This window comes from Collimonas pratensis, assembly GCF_001584185.1.
GTDB lineage: Bacteria > Pseudomonadota > Gammaproteobacteria > Burkholderiales > Burkholderiaceae_D > Collimonas > Collimonas pratensis.
Genome location: NZ_CP013234.1, coordinates 3,002,258 through 3,024,980, shown reverse-complemented (window position 1 = coordinate 3,024,980; position 22,723 = coordinate 3,002,258). Strand labels below are relative to the sequence as shown.

At 64.4% G+C, this 22,723-nt stretch carries 8 protein-coding genes; 7 read left to right on the top strand and 1 reads right to left on the bottom strand.

The genetic code is table 11. From position 1 onward, the window contains the following. Positions 1 to 63 precede the first annotated feature (63 nt). The 5 genes from CPter91_RS13585 to CPter91_RS13565 are packed head-to-tail and all read left to right on the top strand — an operon-like array spanning position 64 to position 5,867. Complete coding sequence (locus tag CPter91_RS13585; protein WP_061941170.1) at positions 64 to 1,086, top strand: TauD/TfdA family dioxygenase; 1,023 nt, start codon at positions 64 to 66, stop codon at positions 1,084 to 1,086. 5 nt (positions 1,087 to 1,091) lie between these two features. Beyond that, the gene (locus CPter91_RS13580) at positions 1,092 to 1,958 is read left to right on the top strand and encodes an ABC transporter ATP-binding protein (RefSeq protein ID WP_061941168.1); all 867 of its coding nucleotides are present in this window, start codon (positions 1,092 to 1,094) and stop codon (positions 1,956 to 1,958) included. Next, entirely contained in the window at positions 1,955 to 4,048 is a 2,094-nt protein-coding gene (fhuB, locus tag CPter91_RS13575) for a Fe(3+)-hydroxamate ABC transporter permease FhuB (protein ID WP_061941166.1), read from the top strand. Before CPter91_RS13580 ends, fhuB begins: the two co-directional genes overlap by 4 nt. Continuing rightward, positions 4,045 to 4,857 (top strand): siderophore-iron reductase FhuF, encoded by an 813-nt coding sequence (gene fhuF, locus CPter91_RS13570; RefSeq protein ID WP_061941164.1) that lies wholly within the window; start codon positions 4,045 to 4,047, stop codon positions 4,855 to 4,857. The genes fhuB and fhuF overlap by 4 nt, the downstream gene beginning before the upstream one ends. Beyond that, positions 4,854 to 5,867, top strand: coding sequence for an ABC transporter substrate-binding protein (locus CPter91_RS13565; protein WP_061941162.1), 1,014 nt, complete (start codon positions 4,854 to 4,856; stop codon positions 5,865 to 5,867). The genes fhuF and CPter91_RS13565 overlap by 4 nt, the downstream gene beginning before the upstream one ends. A gap of 73 nt (positions 5,868 to 5,940) precedes the next feature. On the opposite strand, the gene CPter91_RS13560 is transcribed toward CPter91_RS13565, so the two are convergent. Then, positions 5,941 to 7,686, bottom strand: a complete 1,746-nt coding sequence (locus tag CPter91_RS13560) for a cyclic peptide export ABC transporter (RefSeq protein WP_061941161.1) — start codon at positions 7,684 to 7,686, stop codon at positions 5,941 to 5,943. 242 nt (positions 7,687 to 7,928) lie between these two features. Between CPter91_RS13560 and CPter91_RS13555 the strand changes: the two genes are divergently transcribed. Together CPter91_RS13555 and CPter91_RS13550 are read left to right on the top strand one after the other, a co-directional pair. Then, positions 7,929 to 17,594: a non-ribosomal peptide synthetase gene (locus CPter91_RS13555; RefSeq protein WP_061946216.1), complete on the top strand. Its 9,666-nt coding sequence runs from the start codon at positions 7,929 to 7,931 to the stop codon at positions 17,592 to 17,594. Positions 17,595 to 17,603: 9 nt separating this feature from the next. Continuing rightward, positions 17,604 to 22,667 carry a non-ribosomal peptide synthetase gene (locus CPter91_RS13550; protein ID WP_061941159.1) on the top strand — a complete coding sequence of 1,688 codons (5,064 nt, stop codon included), beginning with the start codon at positions 17,604 to 17,606 and terminating at the stop codon, positions 22,665 to 22,667. The last annotated feature ends 56 nt before the right edge of the window (positions 22,668 to 22,723 follow it).

Here is a 22,723-nt window from a genome sequence, read left to right as displayed (position 1 = left end):
GGCCGTTTGTAACCGGAGGCGCCCGGGCCTTGTGCCGGATGCCTTGTTTTCGGAGAATTTTGCATGAGTACAGTTTTCATGCCGCAGCTAAGCATCGACGATCTGCGGATCGAGCCGGGCCTGCCGACCGTTGTCGCGCCGAAGGCAGGAGTACATGTTTCGCTGCAAGAGGCGGCGCCGTTATTGCGCACGGTCGCTGACGATATCCTGGAGCAGGCCGGCGGCGTGCTGTTTACCGGTTTTCAGGTTTCTTCGATCGAGTCGTTCCAGGGCTTTGCCGCATCCTTCGGCCACCCTCTGATCGGCTATGAATATGCGTCGACCCCGCGCAGCCAGGTCGAAGGCGCGGTGTATACCTCGACCGAATACCCGCCGCATCGCTCCATCCCGCTGCATAACGAGCAGTCCTACACGCGCGAATGGCCGCTGCGCATCTGGTTCCATTGCGTACTGGCGGCCCAGTCAGGCGGCGCGACGCCGATCGCCGACAGCCGCGCCATCTATCGCGGACTCGATCCTGCGCTGGTGGCGCGTTTCGCCAAACGCGAGCTGCTGTATGTGCGCAATTTTGGACAAGGCCTGGATTTGCCGTGGCAGCACACCTTCGGTTCTGACGATCCGCGCGTGGTGGAAAAATATTGCGCCGCCCGCGGCATCGAATGCAGCTGGCGCCACAGTGAGGATGGCGAGCTGCTGTTGCGCACCCGCGAACGCTGCCAGGCGGTGGCGCGGCATCCGCGCACGGGCGACATGGTCTGGTTCAATCAGCTCAACCTGTTTCATCTGTCGGCGCTGGACCAGGATATGCAAGAGACGCTGATCGATGCCGTCGGCCTGGAAAGCGTGCCGCGCAATGTCTATTACGGCGACGGCGAAGAGATCGAAGCCGAAGCGCTGACCGAAATCCGCGCTGTGCTGGACCGGCAGCGCGTCGTGTTTCCGTGGCTGAGCGGCGACGTGCTGATGCTTGACAATATGCTGACCGCGCATGCGCGCGATCCGTTTGCAGGGCCGCGCAAGGTGGTGGTGGCGATGGCGCAAAGTTATAGCGAGATGCCGGGCGGCGAGCAGAAGACAGCAAGATGACAGTAATGAACGCCGCGGTTGGAACTGCCCTGGCGGCGCGCGCGCTGACGGTCGCCTATCGCGAACAGATAGTGCTCGATGGCCTCGACCTGACGATCAAGGCAGGACGGGTCACCGCCTTGTGCGGACCGAACGGCTGCGGCAAAAGCACGCTGCTACGGACCCTGGCAGGATTACAGCCGCTGCGCTCGGGCCAGATCGAGGTGAATGGCGCGCCGCTGGCTTCCTACCGGCGACGTGAATTGGCGCGTGTGCTGACCATGTTGGCGCAGTTCAACCAGATTCCCGCCGGCCTGACGGTGCGCGAGCTGGTCGCTTACGGCCGCTACGCCTATGGCGGCTGGCTGCGCGGCTTGACGCGCAGCGACCAGACGGCGATCGACGAAGCACTGGCAGTAAGCGGACTAGCCGCCGATGCCGGCCGCGATGTAGCGGCTCTATCGGGCGGCGAGCGGCAGCGTGTGTGGATTGCCATGGCGCTGGCGCAGCAGGCGCCGATCGTCTTGCTCGATGAACCTACCACTTATCTCGATATCCATCATCAGCTCGACATCCTGCACGAGCTGCGCCGGCTCAACCAAGAGCGTGGGCTGACCATCGTCTGGGTGCTGCACGATTTGAACCAGGCGGCCGCATTCAGCGACGACATGGTGCTGATGCGCGACGGCAGGATCGTCGCCCAAGGTCCGCCTGACGCCATGTTGGAACCGCTTCATCTGCATCAGACTTTCGGTGTCAAGATGCTGAAAATCGCCCACCCGCAGAGTGGCGTGCCGATGTGCGTGCCAGCCTATGATGCGGTGCCGGGTCTTGCCCCGGTCGAGATTGTACCGCTGCGCGAGGCTGGCTCTGACAAGGATCTGGCGGCATGAGCGGCATAGCCGCAAGCGCGCCATCGCGTGCCGTTTCGGCGGACCGGCATGCGCCTACAGCAAACAGAGTCGCGCTGATCGCCAACGCGCTTGCCGCGCTGATTGCGGTCACGACCTTGCTCCGTCTTGCGCCCGATGTGCGGCTGTGGCTGGCTGCAACAGATGGCGAGCCGGCTGCGCTTGCCCATATCCTCTTGTTCGACCTGAGCTTGCCGCGCGTGCTGGCGGCCCTGGTCGCCGGCGGCTGCCTAGGCGTCTCAGGCGCACTGTTCCAGGCGCTTACCCGTAATCCGCTGGCGTCGCCCGATTTGCTGGGAATTACCGGTGGCGCCCAGCTCGGCTTACTGGCGGCAATGCTAGTGCCGGCGCTGGCTGGCGTGGCATCGGTGCCATTGCTGTTCTGCTGCGGCCTGGCTGCCGCGGCGTGCGTGGTGGCGGCTGCCGGCTGGCGCGCTACGCCGCTGCGGCTGGTGCTGGCCGGTAGCGTCTGCATGCTGCTGTTTTCTGCGATCTCCACCATGGTGCTGGCATTCTTCGAGCAAAGCATCACCGGCGCCGCCCTCTGGTCCAGCGGCAGCTTGTACCAGCCGGGCGCGGACGGCCTCAAGATCGCCATGGCGTGGCTGCTGCTGCCGCTGGCAGGGTTGCCGCTGGTAATCCGTCCGCTCAATCCCTTCGTTCTCGGTGACGATGCCGCAGCCGCTGCCGGCGTGCGCATCGACGCAACACGCCTCGGCGCCATCGTGGTGGCGGTGGCTTTTGCCAGCGTTGCCGTCAGCATTGCCGGACCTCTCTCTTATGTTGGCCTGATCGCGCCCAACCTGCTGCGCCAGATGCGCGGCGCCAAGGCCTCGAAACTGGGCGCCCTGGTGCCTTTGTCGGCCCTGGTGGGCGGCGCGCTGGTGCTGGTGACCGATAGCGCCGTGCTGGCGCTGGATCTGGACGCTACCTTGTCGACCGGCGTCGCCATTGCGCTGGTAGGCACACCCTTGATGCTGGCCATGATACGCAGCGGCGCGGCATGGTCGGGTGGGCTGGGCTCGGGACAGGAACATCCGATGAGCGCGGCCGGCAACCGTGCAGTACGCTGGCTAGTCACGCTGCCGGCGCCGCTGATCGCCATCGGATTGCTGCTGATTGGCGGCGCCGTGCTGTTTGCCGGCGCCTCTCTGGGCTCTCGCCTGATCGATCCGGCCGCATGGCTGGCGGCGCTGAGAGGGAGCGACGAAGTAAGCCGCATGCTGCTTGATCTGCGCCTGCCGCGCCTGCTCTGTGCCTTGCTGGCCGGCGCGCTGCTGGCGGCCAGCGGCGTGCTGATGCAAAGCATCGTACGCAATCCGTTGGCCGGCCCTGAAGTGCTGGGCGTCACCCAAGGCGCGGGACTGGCAACCTTTATCGTGCTGATCGCATGGCCGCTCGCAAACCATTCGACTCTGGCAATGGCGGCGCTGGCCGGCGGCGCCGTTACGCTGGCGCTGACTTTGCTGCTGAACCGCCGCCATCGCTATGCGCCGATGGCGGTGGCCTTGACCGGACTGGTCCTCGGCACGCTCTGGACCACGCTGTCGCAGTGGCTGATCACCCAGCAAAGCGTGCAGCCGGCGCGTTTCGTGGTGTGGCTGGTCGGCGGCACTTACGGCCGCAGCTGGGGCGAAGTAACGACCTTGCTGCCATGGTGCTTGTTGGCTGTGCCGGTGTGCGCATTGCTGGCGAAGCCGCTTGATCTGCTGACGCTTGGCGATGAGCAGGCAGCGGCGTTGGGCTTGCCGGTCGGCGTCTTGCGGCCGCTGGTGCTGAGTGTCGCTACCCTGGCAGCCTGTGCCGCGGTGGCGGCGGTCGGACCAGTCGGCTTTATCGGGCTGATGGCGCCGCACCTGGCGATGCTGCTCGGCGCCCGTAATCATCGGACACGCTTATGGCTGGCGGCGGCCTGCGGCGCATTGCTACTGGCCTTGGCCGACATTGCCGCGCGCACGCTGCTGGCGCCGCGCGAGATTCCGGCCGGCGTACTGACCGCGCTGATCGGGGCGCCATATCTGCTTGGCTTGCTGATCATGCAAGTGCGGCGCGAGAAGCAAGGTGGCCGATGATGGCTGTCTTGCAAGGGAACGATCCGGTAGCGCGCTGTTTCTCTACGCTGGCGCCGCCGCGGCTTGCCGCGCATCTGGAATCGCGTTTGCAACATATCTGGCTTGGTACTCCCGACCAGCCGCAGCATGCCGACGCAGAGGCCGCATGCATCCCTCTGACGGAGCTTGGCGCTTATCGCAGCGAGCTGCTGACCGCCATGGCGCTGCACTACGGCGGCGACGCTGAAATCCATGCGCGGGCATTGCTGTCGCAATGGAGCAAATACTATTTCTGGCTGGCGGCGCCGGCCGGCATCGTCGCGCTGCTGCTGCGCCGGCCCCTCGACATGTCGCCGGCGCGTACCCGATTGCTGTTGCGAAATGGCATGCCGGCCGCGCTGTACTTTGCCGCCGACGCCCTGCAGCCGCCGCAACCGGATACTGCGGCCTGCACCGCGGCGCTGATCGGACATCTGCAGGCAGTCATTGAAACGCTGGCCAGCATGACGCGGATTGCGCCGCGCGTGTTTTGGGGCAATGCCGGCAATCTGCTCGATTATCTGGCGGGCGAGTGCGCGGCATTGCCTGGCGGCGCAGGCGATATCGAAAATCTGTTCTGCTCCTGCCTGAGCGACGGCGGCCCCAATCCTTTGCGTACGCCCGTGCGCCGGGTCCAGCCGCGTTCCGACTTGCTGCCCAATCCCTTCCGCGCACGCCGTGTTTGCTGCATGCGCAATGAAATTCCAGGAGAAACGAATTTGTGCGCAAGCTGCCCCTTGCTGTTGACCATGTGCGACGACGAACTGGCTTGCCAGGAGTCGCTGCAATGAGGGCCAAGACATGGCGCTTGCGCCTGCTTGTTGCGGCTTGCATCAGCCTTGCCGGTGCAGCGCCTGTCGCTGCAACCGCCGGCCAGCCTGCTGTCCCTGTTGCGGCAGCCTGTGAAGCGTTGGCCGAGAACCCCACCATTTCGCAGTTCTACCACGCCATGCCGCAACGGCCGAAGCGCATCGTGGTGCTTGAATACATGTTCGCGGAAGACCTGGCGGCATTGGGTGTGATCCCGGTCGGCATGGCTGACTCCGCCAACTATCCCGGCTGGTTTGACTACGACAAAGAGCGTCTTGGCCGCGTGCCGGACGTCGGCACCCGGCAGGAACCCAGTTTTGAGGCAATCGCCGCGCTGCAGCCTGATTTGATCCTGGGCGTCGGCCTGAGGCACAGCGCGATTTTCGACGCGCTCAACCGCATCGCCCCCACGGTACTGTTCCAGTACAGCCCGGATCTGGAAAAGAACGAAGCGTCGTTGACGCAGATGGACTGGGCGCGCAAGATCTTGCGCAGCATTGCTTGCCTGACCGGTCGTGAAGAGGCTGGCCGTGCGGTCGAAGCGAAGCTTGACGCCGGTCTGGCGCGCGACGTCCAGCGCATCGCGCAGGCAGGGCGCAGCGGCGAACAGGTGGCCTGGCTGCAAGAGCTGGGCCTGGCCGACCGCTACTGGGCGTTCACCGGCAACAGCATGGTGGGCGGTGTGGCGCGCGCACTGGGTCTGGAGCTTGCTTACGCCGCGCCGACCCGCGAGGGCACCACCTACGTAACGTCCAAAGACTTGCTGCAAAAGCCTGGCCTTGCGGTGCTGTTCGTAAGCGCCACCGGGCCGGAAGTGCCGCTCTCGGCCAAGCTGGATTCGCCGGTCTGGCGCTTTGTGCCGGCCCGTCGTGCTGGCCGGGTGGCGCTGGTGGAGCGCAACCTGTGGGTGTTCGGCGGCCCGATGTCGGCGCTGCGCTTGGCGGATGCCATGACCGAGCAGTTGCTGTCGCTGCCTCCGGCAAAACCTTAATCGTTGATGAACCTGTGATTGCAATGGCCCGCAAGTGCATGACTTGCGGGCCATTTTCATGTTTGGCTAGCCATTAACCATTAGCCACACGGGCCGCCAGCGGTGCGCCAAAGGTGTCGCTGACGATGCTGCCGTTGTCGAGTTTCAGAACACGGTCGGCAAGCGGGAAGTAACGGTCATCATGGGTGATCACCAGCACGGTTTTTCCGCGTGCGCACAGTTCCGGCAGCAGCTGTTCATAGAAAACTGCCTTGAACGCTGGGTCCTGGTCCGCCGCCCATTCGTCAAACAGATAGAACGGCCGGTCTTCCAGGTAAGCCACCACCAGCGCCAGGCGCTTGCGTTGTCCGGTGGACAGTGCACGTGTCGAAAAGGCGCCGTCGATCACTTGCACCTTATGGTCCAGCGCCAGCTTGGCGACCAGTGCATTGGCGCGCGCATCCGCCTGCGCCCTTGAGGCATCGTTGGGATCGATGATGCCCAGCAGCGCATCGAAGAGGTGGAAGTCGTTGAACACCGCGGTGAAACGTTCGCGATAGGCAGCACGCTCGGCAGAGCCAATGACCTTGCCATCGACCTCGATCACCCCTTGTTCCGGTTCGTACAGTCCGGTCAGCACTTTTGCCAGCGTGGTCTTGCCGCTGCCGTTGCCGCCCACCAGGAAGATCAGCTCACCCGGTTTGAAGGTGAGATCGATCGGGCCGACTCTGAACATTCGTTCGTCGCGTTCATGGAAGTAGGAGTGCGTGACGTTGCGCAAAGTCAGCGTCTTGAACGGCAGGTGCGATGCGCTTTCGCTGAGCGGCGGCACAATGCGCAGGCTGCCGAATTCTTCCATGATTTTTTCGATACGGGCCAGCGATACGCGTGCGGCATTCAAGGTCGGCACGTTATTGAGCAAGCCATCCAGCGGCAACAACATGAACAGGAACACAACGATATAGCCAGAAGCGGCAGCCGGGTCGGCGCGTACGCCCAGGGTGGGCCAGAACGCGGCTGCACCCAGGAATACATAGAACAGGAAGACGATCCAGCCGACGCCGACGGCATACGAGCTGAATGCGCGCCGGCGATGGTCGCGCACCTCGCCGATGGCGGCACCCAGCTGGCCGTCGAGGAACTGGCGCGCACGCGCCTGGTGCAGCTTCAGTTCCTTTGCGCCGGTAAACAATGCGCCAAGATAGCCGAACAACTTGTCTTGCGAACGGCCCGCGGCCTCCAGCGAAGCAATGGCGCGCTTGTCGCCGCTGTGGTAACCGAAGGAGCCGACCACAATCGCAGTCAGCGCCAGCAAGCACACCGGCCACGACAGCCAGGCCAGATAGCCGAGGCAGCCGAAAACGATGGAACCGTGCATGACGATGTTGGGGAGGGCGAAAAACAGCATCGAGACATTGGTGGCGTCATCGGTCAGCACCGATTGCACCGGCGCGGCGCCTATTCTTTCGACATCGCGCAGTTCGGCGGCGGCGACACGCTTGGCTACATGTTCACGCAGTTGCGCCATGGTGTCTTGCGACAGCCGTGCAAACAGCACGCCGGTGATCACCCTGGTGACCAGGGCGATCACCGCGCACAAGCCAAAGCGCAGAGCCAGCGAGCCGTCGGCTGCAGTCGCGTCCGACAGGGCCCGGTTCAGGGTTGCCACCAGCAGCACGCTGGCGATGCCGTTCAAGACACAGGCGGTGAGGGCGATCGCCAGCGCCCCCTTGGAACGCTTCAGCAGCGCAAGAATCAGGCGCATGGCTGGCTTGGCCTGCGCCGAGGGCGTGGGCAGAGAATCAGGTGGGGAATCGTAGGGTTCGTTGGCAGCGGTCATCGGCTTCAGTCGGTTGAGGGTTGTGAGAATCGGATATGGCAAATTCAGCAAAAAAATTGCGTGGGTAAACCTTGCGCAATACAGGCTGTTAACTGGGATGACGATTCAGCACAGTGAATATTTAATAGCGCGCTGCAGATTCGCAGAAAAAAGATAAATGCATGGGATTTCACTAAAAATTTGAAGGCGTGGTTCGTCAACCAATCAAAGAGGCCATGTTTGTGGCCGGACCTGAGGATTTTATGTCGACGACGCGTTTTCCGATTGCCTTGCACCAGCAAATCCGTGCGCAGGCACGCCTGGCCCCCGATGCGCCAGCCCTGGCTTCCTTCACCCCGCATACCGTGCGCCTGTCGCGCGGCGAACTGGATCTGCGCGCCAGCCGCCTGGCCGCCCGCTTGTGTGCCGCCGGCGTCGCTGCCGAAGTACGCGTCGGCGTTTGCGTCGAGCGTTCCTGCGACCTGTTCGTGGCGTTGCTGGCCGTAATGAAGGCTGGCGGCGTATTTGTCGCGCTCGATCCGCGCCATCCCGCTGCCCGTCTTGACTGGCTGGCCCAGGATGCCGGGCTGGCGCATGGCATCGTCGATGTGGCCGCCGCCGCAGCGATGCGCGCCCGCTTCGCGCAATGTTTCACGGTCGGTCGCGACGATTTGTCTGGCGCGCTGCTGGCCGATGAGGATGCGCCGGTGGATCCACGCGCGGCCGCTTATATGATCTATACCTCTGGTTCGACCGGCACGCCGAAGGCCGTAGTGGTCGAACATGGCCCGCTGGCGGTCCATTGCGCGGCGCTCTGTACAGCGCTGCCGATAGGGCCGACGGACCGTTTGCTGCACTTCGCTTCGGTCAATTTCGATGTCTCGATTGAAGCCTGGCTGGCGCCGCTGTCGCTTGGCGCCAGCGTGGTCATCAGCGATCCGCCGCCGTTTACTCCGGCAACCGCGCGCGCCTTGATGGAGCGCGAGGGTGTGACCAACACCACCTTGCCGCCTGCGTATTTGCGTGAATTCGCGGCGGAGTCTGCGCGCTGCGGCGTGCCATCCGCGCTACGTGTGCTGCTGTTTGGCGGCGAAGCCATGTCGCAAGATACATTCCATGAAATCCGCCAGGTCTTTCCCGCCATCCGGCTGGTAAACGGCTACGGCCCGACGGAGGCGGTGATTTCGCCGATGCTGTGGCCAGTCGATCCAGGCAGCGTACCGGCGTTGGAGCAGGGCAGCGGCCACGCTTCGCTACCGATAGGCTGGCCGATCGGGCCGCGCATTGCCCGTATCGATGAAGCTGCCCAAGGCGATGCAGGTGAGTTGCTGCTTGGCGGCGTTTGCCTGGCGCGCGGCTATCATGGCCGGCCGGCACTGACGGCGGAACGTTTCCTGCCTGATCCGACAGGGGAGCCTGGTGCGCGTATCTACAGCACCGGCGACCTGGCGCGCGAGCGTGCCGATGGTTCCTTCGATTACCTCGGCCGCATCGACGACCAGGTGCAAGTGCGCGGCGTACGGGTAGAGCCGGGTGAGGTCGCCGCCTGCCTGCTGACGCATCCGGTTGTGCGCGACGCCGGCGTGCTGGCTGAAGCGTCCGCCGGACGGACCCAGTTGATCGCCTGCGTGACGTTGGCTGAAGAGCTCACTGACGACGCTTTAAAAGCGCATTTGACGGCGCGGCTGCCGCAAGCCTGGCTACCGCACCGCTTTGCACGCTTCGAGCGTCTCCCTTATACCTTGAACGGCAAGCTGGACAAGACGGCATTGCGGCTGGCGGTAGCAGCGCTGCCGTTAGCCGCCGGAGCCGATTACGTGACGCCGGAAACTGCGGTCGAACGCGCTCTTGCTGCTTTGTGGCAAGGCTTGTTGAACGATGCGGCGCCGATCGGTCGCGCAGACCGGTTCTTCGCCCGTGGCGGCGACTCGCTTGGCGCCATGCAGATGCAGGCCGCGGTGCGAATCAAATGGCAGGTCAATCTGCGCCTGGAAGGTTTGTTCGATGATCCGTCGCTGGCCGAACTGGCGCTGCTGATCGAACGTAGCGAGACCGAGGTCGACGGCGCCGGCTTGATTCCTAAGGCTCCTCACCAGGCAGATGATGCGCAATTTGTTGACTGCCCCGCATCCTTTGCCCAGCAGCGCTTCTGGGTGCTGGCGCAGACCCGCGACGCTGGCGCCGCCTACCACATCGCCGTGCAGTGGGACATTCGCGGCGTGTTGAACGCGACCTTGCTGCAGCGCGCACTGGACCAGCTGATTGCGCGCCATGAAGCCTGGCGCACCACGCTGGTGGAAAATGAAGACGGCATCGTCATGCAGCGCGTCCACGCGCATCTGCCGGTGCGTATGGCCGAGGTCGATCTGCGCAGTCACGACGAGACGCAACGCGCGACGCTGGCCGCCGATCTGGCACAAGCACATGTCACCGATGCCTTCGATCTGTCGTCCGGGCCGTTGCTGCGAGCGACGTTGCTGACCCTCGGCGACACCGCACAACGCCTGTTGCTGACCACCCACCACGCCGTCAGCGATGGCTGGAGTTCGCGTTGCGCCTTCCAGGAATTGACTGCAGCCTATGCAGCCCTGGCCAGCGACCATCTGGTGGAGCTGCCAGCGCTGCCCATCCAATACGCCGATTACGCGCTATGGCAGCGCAACTTGCTCGCTGCCGGCGAAGGCGAGCGGCAGCGCAATTACTGGCGCGCTGCGCTGCGCGACGCACCACCGCCGCTGGCGCTGCCGCTCGACCGTCCCCGTTCCGCCGAACGCGACTACCGCGGCGGCCGTCTGGCGCTGCGCTTGTCGGCTGCAACCTCCGCGACGCTGCGTGCATTGGCGCGGCGCCATCGGACATCGCCGTTTACGGTATTGCTGGCGGCGTTCGACGCCTGGCTGTACCGTCTGACAGGCAGCACCGACATTGTGGTCGCGATACCGGTAGCACAGCGCCAGCGCGCGCAGACGGCGCCGTTGCTGGGGCTTTTCCTGAACACCCTGGCACTGCGCGCACATGTGGCGCCAGGCCAGTCTTTTGAGACCTTGCTGGGAGCCGTACGCGCCAGCGCGCTGGACGGCTTCGAGTACCAGGATGTGCCGTTCGAGCAGGTACTGGATGCGGTCGAGCCACCGGTGCGGCGCGGCGACGAATGGCTGAGAGTCAAGTTTGCCCAGCAGTTCGATCTGGCGCTGAACGCCGATCTACCTGGCGCGACAGCACACATGTCGGCCGGCCCCGACCTGGCCGCCCGTTTTGATTTTGCTCTCGATTTTACCGACGATGCGCACGGCATCGAGCTGGTCGCCGCTTATGCGCTGGATGGCATCGAATCCGCTACGGCGCAAGCCTGGCTTGAAAGCTTTGCTGCACTGGTTAGCGATGCTGTAAATGATCCGACAAGCACGATCGCCGAGCTGGATTGCGCCGACCGTGCAGAGTATGGCGCCGCCCGGTTGGGCCGCCTGCTGCCGTCGGCGTTCGACAGCGTATTGGACATGTTTGCCGGCCATGTCAGCGCTACCCCGCACCGGATTGCGCTGGCTGACGCCGACACCCAGCTGACTTTTGCCGAACTGGACGATGCCTCGGAACGCATTGCCCAGGCTTTGCAACAGCAGGGCGCTGGGACGGAACAGCCGGTTGCAGTCTGTATCGAACGTTCCGTGCATTTCGCTGTGGCGCTGTTAGGCATCTTGAAAGCGGGCGCATATGCGGTGCTGCTCGATCCCGCCATGCCGTCCGAGCGGCTGGCCGCCGCGGTCGATGCCTGCCAGGCGCAATGGATACTGAGCGCCAGCCAAGCCACGCTCACCGGGCAATTCGGCGGCGCCCGGATGCTGGCGCTGGATGCGCTGATGCAGATGCCCTTGCTGGCCAATGCCGCTGTCCGCAAGAACCGTCCGGCGCCGTTGCAGGCAGCTTATCTGATCTACACTTCCGGCTCCACCGGCACGCCCAAGGGCGTGGTGATTTCCCATCGCGCGTTGGCAGACTATGTGCAGGGAATGCTGGATGAATTGGCATTCAGCGCAGATGCTTCGATGGCGATGGTGTCGACAGTCGCGGCCGACCTTGGCCATACCACGCTGTTCGGCGCCCTGTGCTCCGGCCGCACGCTGCATCTGCTGCCGGCGCAATGCGCGTTCGACCCCGATCGCTTTGCCGAGGAAATGCGCAGCCGCGATGTCGGCATCTTGAAGATCGTGCCCAGCCATCTGCATGCGCTGCTCGATGCGCGCCAGCCGGCCGACGTGCTGCCGGGCCATGCATTGATCACCGGCGGCGAAACATTGCCGTGGGCGCTAGTGGAGCGGATAGCGGCGCTCAAGCCAGGTTGCCGCGTCATCAATCACTACGGTCCGACCGAGGCAACCGTCGGTGCGCTCACCTGCGATACTTCTGCGCCGGCACAGGCCACGTTACGCGCAAGAGCCAGCGTGGCAGAGGGCGTGCCGCTTGGATTGCCGTTGCCGAATGCGCAAGCCTACGTGCTGGATGCCCACGGCGCCAGTGTCCCGCCCGGCGCCATCGGCGAGCTCTACCTGGGCGGCCCCGGCGTGGCCCGCGGCTACCTGGGACGCGCGGCAGCGACTGCCGAGCGCTTCCTGCCGCATCCTTTTGCCGATGGACAGCGTCTCTACCGCACCGGCGACCGCGTGCGGCTGCGCGCCGACCGCCGGCTGGATTTCCTAGGCCGCGTCGATGACCAGGTGAAAATCCGCGGCTATCGCGTTGAGCCCGGTGAAATCAGCGCACTGCTGCTGACACTCGACGGCGTGGCGCAAGCAAGCACGCTGGCGTTCGAGCAGGACGGCCGCATGCGGCTGGCCTCGTTTGTCACAGCGCGTGCGGCCGCATTGCTCGACCAGAACGCATTGCGCGAGAAACTGGCGCAACGCCTGCCCGATTACATGGTGCCGGCCCTGCTGATGGTGCTGGATGTGTTGCCGGTAACCGCCAACGGCAAGGTCGATCGCCAGGCCCTGCGTGCATTGGCGAGCGCGCCTGTGACTGCGGCGGCGACCGGCGATGCGCCGCGCGGCGTGATTGAAGAAACCCTGGCGGCGGTCTGGAAAGAGGTATTGAAGGCGGAATCGATCGGGCGCGAAGATAATTTCTTTGAGCTGGGCGGCGATTCCATCCTGGTGCTCCAGGTCATTGCGCGCTCGCGCAAGCGCGGTGTACGGTTTACGCCAAAACAGCTGTTTGACGGCCCCACCATAGCCCGACTGGGGCAGGTAGCGGTTTCGACCGACAATCTTGTCGTGGCGGCGCCGGCAAAACCTCAGGCAGCCAAGCGCGACGAGCTTCTATTGTTGACGCCCGCGCAACTGCGTTTTTTTGAATTCGACATCCCGCAGCGCGGTCACTGGAACCAGGCTATCCAGTTCGACTTGCAGGAACCATTCGATTTCGACGCTTTCGCCCGCGCTTTCGAGAGTTTGCTCAATCATCACGACATTTTCAAACAGCGCTTTATCCAGGATAGTGCCACCGGTGCATGGCAAATCACGTTGGCGCCGCAGGCCTATGTCAATCTGCCGCTAGCCACGGGCGCTGCGCATGATGGAGCCGATGCGCTGGCGCAATTCGATGTCTTGCAATGCCAGCTAGATCTTACCCACGGCCCGTTGGCCTGCGCGTTCGCAGCGATGCTCCCAGACGGCCGTAGCCAGCTCTATCTGGCGATCCACCATCTGATCGTCGACGGCGTCTCCTGGCGCATTTTGCTGGAAGACCTGGACGCAGCGTATCGCGCGGCGCGCGAACGGCGCAGCATCCGGCTTACGGCAGGTAGCGTCGCTGCCCAGGATTGGGCCGCCCGTCTGGCGCGCGCCGCCAGTGAAGCAGGTTCGCCGTTTGTCGGCGAAACCTCTTATTGGACAACGCTTGCGACAGCTCATGAGGACCTGCAGCTTGATCATCCGCAGGCAGCCGCGACCAATGCCGACGCCGCAGTCGTGGTCCAGGTGCTGGATGCCGAGCTGACGCGCAGCGCACTGACTGACGCCAATGCCGCCTACCGCACGCAAATGATCGAACTGCTGATCGCCGCGCTGGCGCAGACCTTGAGCAGCCAGACCGGGCAGCCGTACTGCCGGGTGGAACTGGAAGGACATGGCCGCGAAGCCTTGTTCGACGACATCGACGCCAGCCGCACGCTGGGCTGGCTGACCAGCCATTATCCGCTGGCGGTGACGGTTGAAGACCAGCCCGCAGCCACCCTCGGCGCCGTCAAGGACAGTTTGCGGGCAGTGCCGCATAAGGGCCTGGGTTTCGGTGTTTTGCGCCATTACGGCGATGCGGCAACCCGCGCCGCCTTGGCTGCAGTGCAGCGGCCACGCGTGACTTTCAACTATCTCGGCCAGTTTGACGCCATGCGCGACGCTGCCCTGGTAGCACGTTTCGGCGGCGCCGGTCGCGAGCGTGACCCGGCCGGTCCGCTCGGCAACGCGCTGGCGATCCATGCTTATCTGGACGCCGACGGGCCGCGCACGCTGAAAGTACATTGGGTATATGGCAGCACACAGTTCGAGCGCGCCACCATCGAGACGCTCGCGCAGCGCTTTGAAAGCGCACTCGCAGCACTGGTTAACGCCTGTACGCAACGCCTGGCACAGCGCGGGGGCGGCGCCACGCCTGGCGACTATCCGCTGGCACGCGCGGCCGGTTTGTCGCAAGCCACGCTGGAGCGGCTGCCTTTCGATTTGCGCACCGTAGAGGATATGTATCCGCTGTCTCCCATGCAGCAAGGGATCCTGTTCCATTCGCTGTTCGCACCGGAACAATCGACCTATGTCAATCAGCTGGTCGCCACCTTGTCCAATCCGGATGTGGCGCGCCTGAGCGCAGCCTTTGGCGCTGCGGTAGCGCGCCACGACATCTTGCGCACCGGCTTTACCGCCGGCGAGGCACTGCCGGTGCAGATTGTCCATCGCCAGGCGAAGATGACGGTCGACCTGTTCGACTGGCGCGAACGCGGTATTGAGGCGAACACGGCATTCGATGACTGGCTACAGCAGGATAGGGCACGCAGCTTCGATCTGAGCGCGCCGCCGCTGATGCGTGTGGCATTGATTCGTTTCACGGAAGATGAATGGCGCCTGGTTTGGACCCGCCATCACCTGCTGCTGGATGGCTGGAGCACGGCGCGCTTCTTCGCAGATGTGCTGCGGGACTATATCGAGCCGCCACGCCCGCAACCGTTCGCAGCGCCGGCAAAGACGCGCTATCGCGATTTCATCGCCTGGCTAGCCGTTCGCGACCAGGATGCCGAACGCAGCTTCTGGCAGCAACGGCTGGCGCAACTGGCGCAGCCGACCTTGGTCGCCGAGCGCGAAGCAGACGCTGGCCGCCCAGCCGAACAGCGTAGCTGGCGCGCGGTTTTTCCGGCTGCCGCCATGACGCGCATGTCCGAGACTGCGCGGCGCTTGAAGATCACCTTGAATACTCTGGTGCAGGGAGCCTGGGCGCTGACCCTGCAACGCAGCTGCAACCAGACTAGCGTAGCTTTTGGCGCAACGGTGGCAGGGCGGCCAGATACACTGGCCGATGTCGACACCGTGCTCGGCCTGTTCATCAATACCTTGCCGGTCATCGCCGCACCTTTGCCAGGCTTGTCGGCAGCGGCATGGCTGCATCAGTTGCAGAGCGATAATGCTGCCGCGGCAGAATACGCGCAGACGCCGCTGTATGAGATCCAGCGCTGGGCCGGGCAGGGAGCTTTGTTCGATACCCTCCTGGTGTTTGAAAACTATCCGGTCGACGAGGCATGGCAGGGGCGTGACGAGCGCTCGCTCAAGATGCGCGATTTGCGCAATATCGAGGCCACCGACTTCGCCCTTACTCTGGTGATCGAAGCAGGGGCCGGGGTAGATGCAGCGCTGACCATAGACTACGGCTACGATGCAACACGCATCAGCGCGGCAAGCGTCGCAGCGCTGCACGATGTATTCACCGCTGCGATCGAAGCGCTGATTAACGATCCGCAGGCGGCGCTGGGCGCCATGTCGCTGACCGGCGCTGATCAACTGGCAGTGCTGGCCGGCTGGAACGCTACCGCAAAAGATTGGCCGCTGGTACAGCAAGTGCCCATGCATCGGCAGTTTGAACGCGCAGCCCTGACAACCCCGACAGCCGTCGCGCTGGAGATGCTGGATGCCGCAGGCAAGTGCAGGCAGCTGAGCTACGCCGAACTGGAGCAGCGCGCCAGCCAGGTTGCGGCAGCGTTGCTGGCCAAGGGCGTGCAGCCGGACAGCGCCGTAGCGCTCTGTATCGAGCGTTCCTTCGACATGGTGATTGCGCTGCTCGGCGTGCTGAAAGCCGGAGCCGCCTATCTGCCTATCGATCCGGATTACCCGGCCGAACGCATCGCCCATCTGCTTAACGATGCCCAGCCTGCGGTTGTGATTACCCAGCCGCATCTGCACGAACGCGTGCAGACGGCGGTGACCGGCCCCGGCGTTGCCATCCTGACTGTCGGCGAGCTGTTGCAAGCCAAGGTCGCGGCTCGGCTGCCGATTGAAGTTAACGTCGACCAACTGGCCTATCTGATCTACACCTCCGGCTCGACCGGCAAGCCCAAGGGCGCCGGCAACAGCCACCGCGCACTGGCCAACCGGATTGCCTGGATGCAGTCCGCCTATCAGCTGCAAGGCGACGACGTGGTGCTGCACAAGACACCGTTCGGTTTCGATGTCTCGGTCTGGGAATTTGTCTGGCCGCTGGCCATCGGCGCCAGGCTCGCGATTGCCGCGCCGGGCGACCACCGCGATCCGGCACGGTTGGTGGCGGCGATTGAAAGCCACGGCGTCAGCACCTTGCATTTCGTGCCGTCGATGCTGGCGGCATTCCTTGCCTATCTGGATGATTTCAAGGCTGCCGCGCGCTGCGCCAGCATTCAGCGCATCGTTGCCAGCGGCGAAGCCTTGCCGCCGGAACTGGTGGCCAGGGTGGCGCAGCTGTTGCCGCATGCCCGCCTGTACAACCTGTATGGACCGGCCGAGGCGGCAATCGACGTCTCGCACTGGACTTGCGGCGCAGAAGATATCCAGGCGGCCGCAGTGCCGATCGGCCATCCGATCGCCAACCTGCAACTGCACGTGCTGGACCTGGCCCTGCATCCGGTTCCGCCAGGCGGCGTCGGTGAACTGTACCTGGGTGGAACCGGCCTGGCGCGCGGCTATCTTGGCCGTCCCGGGCTGACGGCCGAGCGCTTCGTTCCGGATCCTTTCCTGCCTGGCGCACGGCTTTACCGTAGCGGCGACCTGGCGCGGCGCCGGTCCGATGGCGCGCTCGATTACCTGGGCCGCAGCGATACCCAGGTCAAGCTGCGCGGCCAACGCATCGAGCCGGGCGAAATCGAAGCGCTGCTGCGGACAATCACCGGCGTGCACGATGCAGTGGTGATCGTGCGTAATGAACAATTGATCGGCTATGTTGCCCGCGGCGCCGGCAATGCACTGGACCAGGAGTCGCTGTTAGCTGTCCTGCGGGCGCAGCTGCCTGCTTATATGGTGCCGGCGCAGCTGATTCAGCTGGATGCGCTGCCAGTGACGCCCAACGGCAAGTGCGACCGCAACGCCTTGCCGGCGCCGCAGCGCCAGGAAAAACCGGCCGTGGTGCTGCAGAGCGATACCGAACGCACACTCGCCGCCATCTGGCAGCGTGTGTTGCGGATCGCTGCGGTCGACCGCGACGACGATTTCTTCATGCTCGGCGGCCATTCGCTGCTGGCCACCCAGGCCAATGCCCAGGCCAATCTGCACTGGCAGCTGATGTTGCCGCTGCGCGCCATGTTCGAGCAGCGCACCCTGGCCGGCTGTGCCGCATTGATCGACCAGGCATTGGCCGAGCGCAGCACCAGCACTGGCCCGGACGCGGCCAGCGCCATCGATGCGCTGCTGGCTGAACTGGAAATGGAATAAGGATCATCGATGAGCAATGTAAAACCTGATCTGCTGTCGCTGGCCACGCGTTTTGCGCAACTGCCCGAGGCCCAGCGCAAGCTGTTCCTGCAGAAGCTGGACGCCGCCGGCATCGATTTTCGTCTGCTGCCGATTCCGCCGCGTGCCGAGCGCGCCGCCAGCGTGCCGGCGTCGTTTGCGCAGATGCGTTTGTGGCTGCATGCGCGCATGATCGACGAGCCGGCGGCCTATCACATTACCGAACGCATGCAGCTGGATGGCAAGCTCGACGCCCATGCCTTGCGCCTGTCGTGCGATGCCTTGATCGCACGGCATGAAGCCTTGCGCACGACTTTCACCGAAAGTGCCGACGGCGTGCAGCAGACAGTGCATGCACCGCTGCGTTGCCCCTGGCATCAAACCGACCTCAGCGATTTTCCTGCCTTTGCGCGGGTTGCCAGGGCAGAATTGATCGCCGCCGGTGACGAGGCCCAAGCTTTCGACCTGACCCAAGGACCGTTGCTGCGGGCTTGCCTGATACGGTTGGACGCCAATACGCATTGGCTGGCGCTGACCTTGCATCACATCGTGGCCGACGGCTGGTCGGTCGACGTCTTGCTGGCCGAGCTGAGCGCCTTCTATCGCGCCTACGCGATGAAAGAGGCGGTGTCGCTGGCGCCGTTGCCGATCCAGTACGCCGACTACGCGTTATGGCAGCGCCGCTGGCTGGATGCCGGCGAACGCGAGCGCCAGCTGGAATTCTGGCGCACCCAGCTGGACGCCAGCCGCGACGTCTTGATGCTGCCCGGCGCGGCGCCGCGGCCGGCGCAACGCAGCGCGCGCGGCGCCCGCCATCTGTTCCGCATAGACGACAAGCTGACGCAGCAGCTGCGGGATCTTGCCAATGCCCGCCGGGCGACACCGTTTGCGGTGCTGCTGGCGACCTTGAATGGCTTGCTGGCGCGCGCTTCGGGTGAAGCGCAGATCCAGGTCGGGGTGCCGGCAGCGAACCGCGAAAGGGCGGAAACCGCCGGTCTGATAGGCTTCTTCGTCAACACCTTGACCTTGGCGGTCGGCACCGGGATGACGCAATCGTTCGCAGCGCTGGTGGATGCGACCCAGCGCAACCTGATCGATGCGCAATCGCATCAGGATGTACCGTTCGAACAGGTGGTCGAGGCGCTTGGCGTGGTGCGCAGCGCCAGCCACAATCCCCTGTTCCAGGTGATGGCGGCTTACGGTGCACGGCGGCACCTGCCGACGCTGGCGGACGTGGCCATCAGTGTTTTGCCTTCGGGGACGCCATACGCCAAGTTCGACCTGACGCTGAGCTGCGAGGAAAGCGATGATGGCATAAGCGCCGCGTTTACCTATGCACTGGACTTGTTCGATGCCGACGCGGCAGTACGTCTCGCCGAACGCTTTCTTACCCTGCTATCGAGTGCTGTGGCTGCACCGGATACCGCACTCGGCGATCTGCAATGGCTGCCGCCGGCCGAGTTGGCGCAACTCACGGCCTGGAATCGTTTGCCGCCGCAGCAGGCGGAAGCGCCGGTGCAAACGCCGGTGCAAAACTTCAAGGCGGTGCATGAGCATATTGCCGATTTTGCACAGGAACGCCCGGATGCACGCGGTGTCGCCGATCTGCAGCGCGCTTTCACGCGCGGCGAGGTCGAGGCCCGCGCCACCCGTCTGGCACGGCGCCTGGTCGCCGCCGGCATCACTGCCGAGATGCGGGTCGGGGTGGCGCTGGGTCGCTCGGTTGACCTGCTGGTGACCTTGATTGCGGTGTTGAAATCGGGGGCGGCGTTTGTTCCGCTCGATCCAGCTCACCCGCGCGAACGTCTGGCGCAGATGATAGCCGATGCGCAGATCTGCCATGTGATCAGCGAGGCCCAAAGCCTGTCGATGCTGCCGGTATCGGATGAATTGCGGATCTGGCTGGCAAGCGAAGCCGGCGACGCCAGCGTCGACGACGCACAGCTTGCATCGGTCAAATTGCCGCAAGTGTCGCCGCTGCAGGCCGCTTATGTCATCTACACCTCCGGCTCGACCGGCAAACCAAAGGGCGTGGTGGTCGATCACTGCAGCTTTACGCGGCATTGCGCAGCGATTGCCGAGCGCTACGGCGCCGGCGAGAAAGATGTTTTCCTGCTGTTCCAGTCGGTCAATTTCGACGGCGCCCATGAGGGCTGGTTTTCGCAATACATGTCGGGCGCCGCGATCGCCATCACCGCCGATACCCTGTGGCCGCCGGCCCAGACTTGCAAGATGATGGTGCGCGAGGGTGTCACCATGACGTATGTGCCGCCCGGTTGCGCCACCCAGCTGGCGGAATGGGCGCTGGCGCATGGCGCACCGCCTACCTTGCGCTCGCTGACGGTAGGCGGCGAAGCAACTTCGCGCGAAGCCTTTGCGCTGATGCGCCGTGCCTTCCCCGAGGTCCGCATCGTCAACGGCTACGGTCCCACCGAAACGGTGATTACGCCGATGCTGTGGATGTTCCATCCGCAAGACGATAGCGCCAAGCTGGCCGACAGCGCCTACCTGCCGATCGGCACGCTGGTCGGCGCGCGTACCGCCCATGTGCTGGATACCCGCCTGAACCCGTTGCCGGTCGGCGTTATCGGCGAACTGTACCTGGGCGGCGAGGGCGTTGGCGTGGCGCGCGGCTATCTGCAGCGGCCGGCGCTGACCGCCGAACGTTTTGTGCCGGATCCCTTTGGGGCGCTCGGGGCGCGGCTGTACCGCACCGGCGATCTGGTCAAGCGCCGAGCGGACGGCGTGTTCGACTTTATCGGTAGGGTAGACCATCAGGTCAAGCTGCGCGGCCTGCGCATTGAACTGGGTGAGATCGAAGCCCAGCTGGCTGCCCATGACGACGTGCGCGAGGCGGTGGCGATTGTCCACGGCAAGGGCGCGCAGGCAGTCCTGGTGGCCTATGTCGAACTGAGCGATGAAGCAAGGGCGCGCCAGCTGCGCGCCGATGCTGCTGAACTGGACGCTCATTTGCGCCACACCTTGCCGGACTATATGGTGCCGGCGCATATCGTCGTGCTGGAAGCGCTGCCGCGCAACGCCAACAGCAAGGTCGACCGTGCCGCCTTGCCGGAGCCGGAACGCCAGCAACGCGTGTACGAGGCGCCCAGCGTCGGCATTGAAGCGGCGCTGGCGCAAATCTGGCGTGAAGTCCTGAACGTCGAACGGGTTGGCCGCGCTGACCATTTCTTCGAGATGGGAGGGCACTCGCTGGCGGCAGTCCGGGTTGCGACCCGCGTAGCTGAGCGGTTGGCGCGCGAACTGCCGGTAAGGGCCTTGTTCGAGGCGCCGTTATTGTCGCAGTATGCGCAGCGGGTGCAGGCGGCGATACCGACAGAGGCCGATTTCCAGGCCGATTTGCATGGCGCTGCCGGCGCCTCTGCAAGCGTCGATGCCAATGGCTTGTTGCCGCTGTCGCCGGCGCAGCTTGGTCTGTGGTTCCTGTGGCGCAGCCAGCCGGATAATGCCGCCTACAACATTCCTCTGGCAATGCGTTTGCGCGGACCGCTGGATCTCACTGCGCTGAGCGCTGCGTTTGCCCTGGCCGCCGCGCGTCACCCGGCGTTGCGCACCAGGCTGGTCGAAAGTGCCGGCAGTCTGCCACGCCAGCGCATCGAGCAACGGTGGGAAGTCACGCTGCCGCTGACCGACCTGACGCATGACGCCAGCGAAGCGGCAAGGCTAGCCCGCGCGGCTGCGCTGACCGACGAAGACGCGTTGAGGCCATTCAACCTGGGCGAAGAAGGTTTGTGGCGCGTGCGTTTGCTGCGCCTGGCGGATGACGATCATGTGCTGTCGCTGGTAGTCCATCACATTATTTCGGACGGCGATTCGATAGCGCTTTGGCTGGAAGATATCCGTAGCGCCTATGTTGCTCAGGTTTCAGGCTCTGCATCTGCACCGGTCTTTTCTTGTCATGCGCCGTTACCGCTACCGGAACTACCACTGTTGCCTCGCGCCGCGCCGCGGGCGCGCCTGGCGTTTTGGCGCGACGCCCTTGAGGATATTCCGCAGTTGTTGCTGCCTGCGCCTTCGGGCGGACGCGCAGCTGCGCCGCGCTGGCAGGCAGGCCGCATCCCTTTCGAGATCGACCGTTCTTTGCTGCAGCAGCTGCGCACGGTGGCGCTGGAGGCGCATGCAACCTTGCCGATGTTGCTGCATGCCGCCTTGAATGTGGCTTTGTACCGCGCTACGGGCGCCGGCGATCAGCCGATCGGTGTGTTGGCCTCGACGCGGGAATTGACACATGCGTTGACCTCGGACGCCGCCCGCCTCGCGCTTGGCTTGTTCATCAATGCGGTCGTGGTGCGCACCCGCTTGTCGAGCATGGATTCCCCGGCGCTGGTGCTGGCGGCCGTTCGCGACGCCGCACTGGCGGCGTATGCGCACGCAGATACACCCTTCGCGGATGTCGTAGCGGCCTTACGGACGCCGCGCAGCGCGGTCGGCAATCCGCTGTTCCAGGTCATGTTCAATTACATGCGGCCGCAGGGCGGCGCCGGTAAAGGCTGGGGCGGACTGACGCTGAGCGATTTCAACGACGTCAGGCATCGTGTCGTGTTCGAACTGGAGCTGGACGTGGTCGAACACGCCGACGGCCGTGTCACGGCAGCATTCTCTTATGCCAACGAACTGGTCGATACCGGATTCGTCGAAGCGCTGACGGCAGACTACCTGCAGGCGGTGCGGCAGTTTGCCGAAGCGCCTCATGCCGCGCTGGGGCCGGCATCGGTCTGGACCGGACATGCAGTTCGCGCTGTGCGGCCAACAGCCGGAAACGCTGAAAGCGCAATGCCTGCTGCGCGAGTCGCCCGGCTGGCCGAGGCGCTGGCGCATATTTGGGACGGCGTGTTTGGTAGTGCGCCTTCGCACTACGACAATCTTTTTGACGCCGGGGCAACCTCCTTCGACATCGTGCGCTTTGTCGATGCGGCTTGCGCCGCCGGCTATGCCTTGACGATTGCCGAGGTGTTCGGCAACCCCTATTTTTCCGGATTGGCGGAACGGCTGGCTGTCGGCCTGGCTAGTCCTGTGGCGCTGCGTAATGGTGATTGAAGACGGCGGGGCATTGCCCGCCACGGATTTTTCTTTGACCGGCGTATTTTCTGTGC

Bases quoted from the DNA above. Each gene is read 5' to 3' on its own strand.
- CPter91_RS13585 (WP_061941170.1), top strand. From the start codon at position 64: ATGAGTACAGTTTTCATGCCGCAGCTAAGCATCGACGATCTGCGGATC.
- CPter91_RS13565 (WP_061941162.1), top strand. From the start codon at position 4,854: ATGAGGGCCAAGACATGGCGCTTGCGCCTGCTTGTTGCGGCTTGCATC.
- fhuB (WP_061941166.1), top strand. From the start codon at position 1,955: ATGAGCGGCATAGCCGCAAGCGCGCCATCGCGTGCCGTTTCGGCGGAC.
- CPter91_RS13580 (WP_061941168.1), top strand. From the start codon at position 1,092: ATGAACGCCGCGGTTGGAACTGCCCTGGCGGCGCGCGCGCTGACGGTC.
- CPter91_RS13555 (WP_061946216.1), top strand. From the start codon at position 7,929: ATGTCGACGACGCGTTTTCCGATTGCCTTGCACCAGCAAATCCGTGCG.
- CPter91_RS13550 (WP_061941159.1), top strand. From the start codon at position 17,604: ATGAGCAATGTAAAACCTGATCTGCTGTCGCTGGCCACGCGTTTTGCG.
- fhuF (WP_061941164.1), top strand. From the start codon at position 4,045: ATGATGGCTGTCTTGCAAGGGAACGATCCGGTAGCGCGCTGTTTCTCT.
- CPter91_RS13560 (WP_061941161.1), bottom strand. From the start codon at position 7,686: ATGACCGCTGCCAACGAACCCTACGATTCCCCACCTGATTCTCTGCCC.